Origin of the sequence: Nodosilinea sp. LEGE 07088 (genome assembly GCF_015207395.1) — a bacterium.
GTDB lineage: Bacteria > Cyanobacteriota > Cyanobacteriia > Phormidesmidales > Phormidesmidaceae > Nodosilinea.
The window spans coordinates 26,562-34,430 of the sequence record NZ_JADEWX010000048.1; the positions used below are offsets into that span (position 1 = coordinate 26,562).

Genomic DNA, 7,869 nt, shown 5'->3' on the forward strand with positions numbered 1-7,869 from the left:
GCTTAAGGAGATCTCCCATGTCCCTCGGACCGGTCGAACTTTTGCTGATTAAATTTCCCGGCAATCAATTCAAAGGCGAGATTGTGCCCGCCCTCGAAGAACTGATCACAACCAACACCATTCGGGTATTGGACATCCTGTTTCTGAAAAAAGATAGCGCTGGCGATCTCACCCTGGTGGAGATTAGTGAAATCGAGGAGGACGAGGTCTACGATGCCTTCGATCCTCTAGTACCCGAGGTGGAGGGCTTTCTTTCCGAGAGCGATGCCCTGCTGCTGGCCCAGTCCCTAGAGCCTAACTCTTCTGCTGCCCTGATGCTGTTTGAAAATGTCTGGGCTACTCGCTTTCGCGATGCCGTTGTCAATGCCAACGGTCAGGTGCTCTTAAACGAACGCATTCCCCGTCAGGTGATTGACACCTTGATCGCTGAGCAGTTGCAGGCTAACGCATCCTAGGGTGGGTACTGTTCACTTGCCGTCTGGATTACCCACAGTTCCAACAAAACTTTCTAACAAAACAAGGAGACCACTATGCCCCGTAGAGGAAGACGACCCACCGTTACCGTGCAGCGCCGAGGCCCCGGTATTGTTGGCACCATGGCCCGCACCGCCGTGATCGCTGGCACCGCCACCGCCACCTCCCGAGCCGTCGGTGGAGCGATGACCGGCTCAGCCCAAAAAGCCCAGCAGCAGGAGATGGCGAATGCCGCCGCCATGCAGTCCCAGGCTGAACTGGAGCAACTACAGGCTCAAATGGCGGCGATGCAGGCCCAGCAAGCCGTAGCGGCGACCCCGACGCCTGCTGCCACGCCTGCCGCCGCACCTGCAGGTAATGACATGCTGGCTCAGCTCCAGCAACTGGCCCAACTCAAAGAGTCTGGCGTGCTCAGCGACGAGGAATTTCAGCTAGCCAAGGCGAAGCTGCTGGCAGGCTAGTACTCCACGGTGCAAGTTTAGATACTATTCCTTAGGGCTAGGGAGCAGGGGAGCTAGGGAGCCAAACAACCTGGAACATCCGCCGCGCTGGACAGACTGTGGCAGGGTATTGGTATGGCCCCCTTGCCGAAGGAAATCTCTCTGATGATTTAGGAGCGCTGCTAAACCTCTCACATTTGTTTTAGCCTGGCTGAGAGGGTTCTAACTAAATACCTATCCGGTGTCTCTCTGCGACCGGCCCAGTGAGCCGAGTTCGCGTTCCTGATCGGGATGTTTTTTTAGGTGGAATACTCTTAGGAAAGCGATGAAGGAGTTTTGGAATACCCATGCTGCTGCGAAATCGATTCTCTATAGGTACCTTATCTGTCCTATTAGGTATGGGCACGGTCGCCATGACGGGTTGCGTTGCAGTCCCTGTTGCCACTGAAGAGAGCGTTCCCGAGATGGAAATTGTCACCCTATTCGTGGGGCCAGAGCGAGTTGATTGTGTGGGGGTGGCTCCGCAGCAATGTTTACAAGTTCGATCTACCCCAGATGAGGACTATCAGCTCTTCTACAGCGATATCAAGGGCTTTGAATACGTACCCGGCTATGACTACGAGTTACTGGTGCAAAAAATACCCGTCGAAAATCCTCCCGCTGATGCCTCATCGATAGAATGGAGGCTGATAGATGTGGTCTCTCAAGCCCCAGCTGTTGCTGAGTAAGGGGTCGCCAGATCTTGAACCATTTCGTTGAGTAGGTAGGCATGGCTCACGCTCCCGTTTCAGAACCGTCACGCCAGGATAAATTGTCTGCGGCGGCTAGTGCTGAGCCTGTCCATAGGCATCATCATGGCGATCATGGCCACACCCACGGGACGATTGATCCATCGATCGCCACTAGCGATCGCGGCCTCTGGGCGGTTAAATGGTCGCTGGTGGTGCTGCTGCTAACGGCGGTCTTGCAGGCCGGGGTGTTCTGGCTCTCGGGCAGCGTGGCGCTGCTGGCTGACTTGATCCACAATATCGGCGATGCCCTGACCGCGCTGCCCCTGGGGGTCGCGTTTATCATTGGCCGCCGCCAACCGACAGCACGATTTACCTACGGCTACGGGCGGGTCGAAGATCTGGCAGGGGTGGCGGTCGTGGCCGTGATTTTGGTCAGTGCCTTGGTCACCGCCTACGAGTCGATCGATCGCTTTTACCATCCCCAACCCATTCACCATTTGGGGGCGCTGGCCGTAGCGGCCAGCATTGGCTTTGTCGGCAACGAAGTAGTGGCGATCTTTCGCATGCGGGTGGGGCGTGCGATCAACAGCGCGGCGCTGATTGCCGACGGACAGCACGCTCTGGCCGATGGGGTGGTGAGCCTGGCGGTGCTGGTCAGTGCGATCGGGGTTTGGCTGGGCTATAGCTGGGCTGACCCGGTGATTGGTCTGGTAATTACCGCTCTACTGCTCAAGATTGTCTGGGAGTCGGGGCAGATCATCTTGACCCGCCTGCTCGATGGCGTCGAGCCCGAGGTGATTGACAGCCTGCGCCATGCCGTTGAGCACGTGGCCGAAGTGGAGAAAATCGAGGCGATTCGCGCTCGCTGGCTGGGTCACCGGCTCTATGCCGAGATCGATATTGTGGTGGCGGGCGATCGCACCCTTCAAGACGGGCAACGCATTGCCGCAACCCTCCGTACGCAGCTGCAACACCATATCCCCTACCTTGGCCATGCGGCTATTCGAGTGAGTTAGCGCAGTGGCCAGCGCTATATCTCACGTGACGCTATTGGCGTTGCGAACGGGGCGCTTACGCTCGCTTTTGCGAATGCCGCCCGCCATTTTGTCCTCGTAGCTGTTTTTGCCATACTTGGCAGCAACGGCGATCAGCATGGGTTCGGAGAGGTCTCGGAGTTCTTTTTCGGTGTCGCGCACGGTGCTGAGGGCGCGATCGGCAAAGGAAAGGGATTCGTTGTAGGTGGCGAGCTGCGATCGCCACAGTTCAAGCTGGAGCATGTAGTTTTCTAGGGTTAGCCCATCGCCTAAATTCAGGCTGGGGCTAACCGATTTGAGGGCCGCCGCACGACGCTCGCCTCTCTCTAAAACGGGGGAACTTCTCTTTTTTCTAGGCATTGGATGCACCTTGGTAAGGTTGACCCTTTCAAAATGGCACGCGGATCCAGACCTCGAAACTGATACTTTTGCGGGATCTTACGGGTGTTTTTCGGCCCAGAGCTCTCGGTATATCTGCGGCTTTTGACGCTGAAGACATAGGGCCTGTTAGTGAAAAATGGAAGTGTTTATTGAAAACATGCTGGTGTTTATTGAAAAGATGGACGTGAATTCGATAAACACTCGTCCACTCATAATAAACGCTTTCGTTTTCGTTGAATTCACTAAAGCGTTCCTTATGGATCGCGTGATGAATTTAATAATCACTTAAATGAATTCGATGATCACTTGAATGAATTCAATCAACAGGCGAGTGTTTTTGAGTAACGCCCTGGTTTTGGGCTGGATCGGGCGGGCGATCGCGGGTGAGCAGAGAGGAAATTGGCTATACCTCGTTCCAATGCTCAGCGTTGGAATGCCGATCGGAGGGTCGGCCTCCTCAAGATAGCCGTAGGTTGGGTTAGCGCCAGCGTAACCCAACGAAACCTTTGCTGGTGTTGGGTTTCACTTCGTTCTACCCAACCTACGCGAGGAACTTTTGTCAGTCAGTCAGTGCCTGAAGCCCTCGGCGAAAGGCTTTGGCAGCGGCCAGAGGGCTGGGGTTCAAGATGCAGCGGGTGAGCAGATCGATATCGAGGTCGGGCAGCAGTTCGCTGCGATCGATGGGTTCGTAGCCTGCTGTGTCGGCAAACTGGGCAGGGTTGTCTTCGCGACGGTGATAGGGGGTGAGGCGGTTGCGCTGCCAGAACCATACCTCGAGCACCCCCAGGCGATGGTACAGCTCCAGGCGGTTGATGCTGCCGCTGGTAACGATCACTTCAACCACCAAGGCGGGGATGGCTTTGTCGGTGCCGACGCAGTAGCTTTCGTCGGGTTCGCCGCCTGCCTGGCGATCGGGCTGGCGCAGGGTGGTAGACCCCATGGGGAAATAGTCGGTGTCGGTTTCGAGAAAGTAGATATGGACTAAGTTGCTAAAGCGCTTTTTTTCGGTTTCGTGGCGACGATTGGACGCGACAAGCTCCAACACGCCATCCAGGTAATGCACCCGATAGGGGGAGGCGTCGCCCAGGTCGGTGAGCAGGGCCTGGTATTGCGCCCAAGAGACCTGGCTGAGCACTCGCCGCTCTTCGGGGTCGTCGAGGGCCAGTCGGCTTGACCAATCGTTGAGGAGAACCATCGCCGCGTTTGCCTGGTGGGTTGTCTTTAGTTTATCGCGAGGGGCAAAGTCGCTTAGATAGAATGGGCCTATTGACCTTGGTAAACCGTAAATCTATGTAATTCCTGCCGGATTTTGCGTTTTACTTGGGCAAACTTAATTAGCCCCCCATGCCATTGCCCCTATGACTCCCGACGACACCCAACGAGTCGTAGCGTTTATCGACAAGTGGCAAGATTCTGAAGACAATGAACGCGCCAACTACCAAACTTTTTTTGGCGACCTCTGTATAGCTCTGGGCGTTGAGGGACCACCCCCCAAGGGCAGCACACCGGGTGACCCCTACTGTTTTGACAAAGACATCAAGTTTTTCACTAGTGACAAGGCCGAATCGACTCGGTTTGCGGATTTCTACAAAGAGAGCTGCTTCTTAATTGAGGCCAAGCAGGGCAGCCAGGACTCCAGCAAAGGCCACGGCAAGCGGGGCACCAAAACCTACCGCGACACTATGCAAAAGGCGTTTAACCAGGCCAAGTCCTACGCCTACAACCGCCTGCTGGGGTCGCTGCCGCCGTTTTTGATCACCTGCGACATTGGCTCGCACTTTGAAATCTGGGAAGGCTTCAGCGGGGAATATGGCAGCTACGGAGCACGGCAGCGGGTGAATCTGGCGGATCTGAAGCAGGCGGAGGTGTTCGATCGCTTCGTCAAAATCTTCAACGACCCGCAGGCGTTGAACCCAGAGAAGTATCGCGCCCGCGTGACGCGGGAGGTGGCGGCAGAGCTGGCGAAGCTGTCGCGCTGGCTAGAGGAGAACCCCTCACCCCTAGCCCCTCTCCCTGTGGGAGAGGGGAACCGGAACACTCCCTCCGATCTCCCTTCTCCCCTAGGGAGAAGGGCCGGGGATGAGGGGCTATCTACGCATGAGAGCACCCCATGGGACGGAGAGTTTTCTCGACTGACGGGCCGCTGGCGGCAAATTCCTGATGAGTTCGTCGAGCGAGCACGAGAACTCCGCAAAAATCAAACACCAGCAGAAACGCTGCTCTGGGAATTGCTGCGATCGCGCCGCTTTTTAGGCGCAAAGTTTCGCAGGCAGCACGAGATTGGGCCGTTCATTGCAGATTTCTACTGCCACGATGCTCGTTTGGTCATTGAGCTAGATGGCAAAGTTCATCTAACCCAAGGTCTCCGCGATCAGGATCGTAACAACTGGATGCAAGCCAATGGCCTTACGGTTTTACGCTTCAGCAATGATGACGTTTTCGAGCATACCGAAGATGTATTGAGTGCGATCGCAGAGGTTGTCAGCCCCTCACCCCTAGCCCCTCTCCCTGTGGGAGAGGGGAACCGGAACACTCCCTCCGATCTCCCTTCTCCCCTAGGGAGAAGGGCCGGGGATGAGGGAAACCACCCCCAAGCGGTCGCCCAATTTCTCATGCGCTGCATCTTCACCATGTTTGCCGAAGACGTAGAGCTGCTGAAAGGCGAAGTCTTCACCACTATGCTGCGCGATCGCTGGATTCCCCATCCAGAGACCTTCAAACCCGAGATTGAAGAACTCTGGCGAATTATGAATACCGGCGGCAATCTGTTTGGCCAGGGCCGCATTTTGCAGTTCAACGGCAGCTTTTTTGAAGACGCGACTGCGTTTGAGTTGCCCAAAGAGCAGCTAGAAACCCTGCTCAAAGCCGCCGAAAAAGACTGGAGCCAGGTGGAGCCTGCTATCTTTGGCACCCTGGTCGAGCGGGCGCTAGAAAAAAAAGAGCGCAGTCGCCTGGGGGCACACTACACGCCGCGTAGTTATGTAGAGCGGCTGGTGCGTCCGGTGGTGATGGAGCCGTTGCGCCAGGAGTGGGATGAGATTGAGCTGGAGCTGAAGCGCCTGCTGGAGCCTGCCTCTGGTGCCGAGGAGCCGACGGCGAACCAGCGCAAGAAAGCGGAGCAGGAGATTCGCACCTTTTTGGATAAGCTACAGACGATCAAGATTCTCGACCCGGCCTGCGGTACGGGCAACTTTCTCTATGTGTCGCTAGATTTGCTCAAGGGGCTAGAGGCTGAGGTGCAGACGCGCCTGGTGGATGTGGCGGGGCAGGTGCAGCTCAATGTGCTGGAGCAGATTAACCCGTCGCAATTTTTGGGCATTGAAATTAACCCCCGCGCCGCTGCGATTGCGGAACTGGTGATCTGGATTGGTTATCTCCAGTGGTATTTCAAGCGCTATGGCAATGCGGAACCGCCGGAGCCGGTGTTGCAGGCATTTGGCAATATCGAAAACCGAGATGCGGTGCTGGCCTATGACGGCAAGGAGCCGGATGTGGACCCGAAAACGGGCCAGGTGAGGACGCGTTGGGGTGGGCGGATGATGACGCACCCGGTGACGGGGGAGGAAGTGCCCGACCCGACGGATCAGGTGGTGATTTATCGGTATTTGAATGCTCGGGCGGCAGAGTGGCCGGAGGCGGATTATGTGGTGTCGAATCCGCCTTTTATTGGGAATTCGCCAATGCGGGATAGATTGGGCGATGGCTACACAGAAATAATTCGGAAGACATATCACGTGGTGCCGGAAACAGTAGATTACGTGATGTACTGGTGGCATAAGTGTGCTGACTTGGTGAGAAGCAGAAAACTAAAGCGTTTTGGTCTGATTACGACAAACACTATTCGTCAAACATGGCAGCGAAAGTTAATTGAATTGCATCAGCTATCCAATAACCCAATTCGCTTATTCTTTGCAGTTCCGGATCATCCTTGGTCTGATGAAGGTGCCGCAGTCAGAATTGCAATGACTGGAGCTGAGCTAGATAATCCTGATATTGCTCAAATGGCTGACTTAAAACTAGTCATTAACGAGCCAACGGCCTCTACGCCTGAAGATTCAGCAGAAAAACTTCAACTAGATAGCAAAAAGGCCGGTAAGATTTTTCCTAATTTATGTGCTGGAGTCGATGTCAGTAAAGCTCTACCACTAAACAGTGGACAAGATTTATGCAGTCGCGGAATGCAGCTCATTGGAGGAGGCTTTCGCCTCTCAGAAGAAGAAGTAAAAGGGATAGAGCCTGATGTAGTTCACCTCTATCTCAATGGACGCGACTTGCTACAAACTTCTCGTGGTTCCTATGTGATCGATCTGTTTGGTTTATCTGAGCAAGAAGCTATGACCAAATTTCCCAAAGCCTATCAGTGGGTTAGTGACCGCGTAAGACCTGAAAGAGAACAAAATAATCGGAAGGGCTATCGAGAGAATTGGTGTATTTTTGGAGAACCAAGAGCGAATTTTCGTCCGGCATTGAAGGATTTGTCTCGATATATCACTACTGTAGAAACAGCAAAACATCGAATCTTTGTCTTTCTTGACCGCAAAATCGTGCCCGATAATATGCTTGTCAATATTGCTCTTGAAGATGCATATTTTCTAGGCATATTGTCTAGCTGTGTTCACGTCCTTTGGTCACTTTCTGCTGGAGGCCGCTTGGGAGTTGGGCTCTTCCGGATCCAGGGTGGTAATTGTATAATGAGTTACGTTTAGGGGGATTGACATCATGGACTTTCACCTAGATACGCTGCTTAATTTTCCTAATGCAACCGTCGAGCAGTGCATTCAGGAGGCCGGAGAGATATTTCTGACATTG

General features: G+C 54.5%; 7 protein-coding genes. 5 read left to right on the top strand and 2 right to left on the bottom strand.

Annotated elements, in window-relative coordinates; translation table 11 throughout:
• Positions 1–17: 17 nt before the first annotated feature.
• The 4 genes from IQ254_RS13065 (at position 18) to IQ254_RS13080 (ending at position 2,661) form a co-directional block, all read left to right on the top strand.
• The gene (locus IQ254_RS13065; RefSeq protein WP_193966593.1) at positions 18–455 is read left to right on the top strand and encodes a DUF6325 family protein; all 438 of its coding nucleotides are present in this window, start codon (positions 18–20) and stop codon (positions 453–455) included.
• Between the two features lie 75 nt (positions 456–530).
• Positions 531–935, top strand: coding sequence for an SHOCT domain-containing protein (locus IQ254_RS13070; protein WP_193966594.1), 405 nt, complete (start codon positions 531–533; stop codon positions 933–935).
• A 377-nt stretch (positions 936–1,312) separates the two neighbouring features.
• The gene (locus tag IQ254_RS13075) at positions 1,313–1,642 is read left to right on the top strand and encodes a DUF4377 domain-containing protein (RefSeq protein WP_228040635.1); all 330 of its coding nucleotides are present in this window, start codon (positions 1,313–1,315) and stop codon (positions 1,640–1,642) included.
• 41 nt (positions 1,643–1,683) lie between these two features.
• On the top strand, positions 1,684–2,661 hold the full coding sequence (locus IQ254_RS13080; RefSeq protein WP_193966595.1) for a cation diffusion facilitator family transporter: 978 nt from the start codon (positions 1,684–1,686) through the stop codon (positions 2,659–2,661).
• Positions 2,662–2,682: 21 nt separating this feature from the next.
• Here the strand turns inward: IQ254_RS13080 and IQ254_RS13085 are convergent, their stop codons facing one another.
• Both IQ254_RS13085 and IQ254_RS13090 read right to left on the bottom strand, forming a co-directional pair.
• Positions 2,683–3,039: a hypothetical protein gene (locus tag IQ254_RS13085; protein WP_193966596.1), complete on the bottom strand. Its 357-nt coding sequence runs from the start codon at positions 3,037–3,039 to the stop codon at positions 2,683–2,685.
• Between the two features lie 580 nt (positions 3,040–3,619).
• On the bottom strand, positions 3,620–4,255 hold the full coding sequence (locus tag IQ254_RS13090; RefSeq protein ID WP_193966597.1) for a Uma2 family endonuclease: 636 nt from the start codon (positions 4,253–4,255) through the stop codon (positions 3,620–3,622).
• 163 nt (positions 4,256–4,418) lie between these two features.
• On the opposite strand from IQ254_RS13090, the gene IQ254_RS13095 reads away from it, so the two are divergent.
• Positions 4,419–7,766 (top strand): DUF559 domain-containing protein, encoded by a 3,348-nt coding sequence (locus tag IQ254_RS13095; protein WP_193966598.1) that lies wholly within the window; start codon positions 4,419–4,421, stop codon positions 7,764–7,766.
• Positions 7,767–7,869 lie beyond the last annotated feature (103 nt).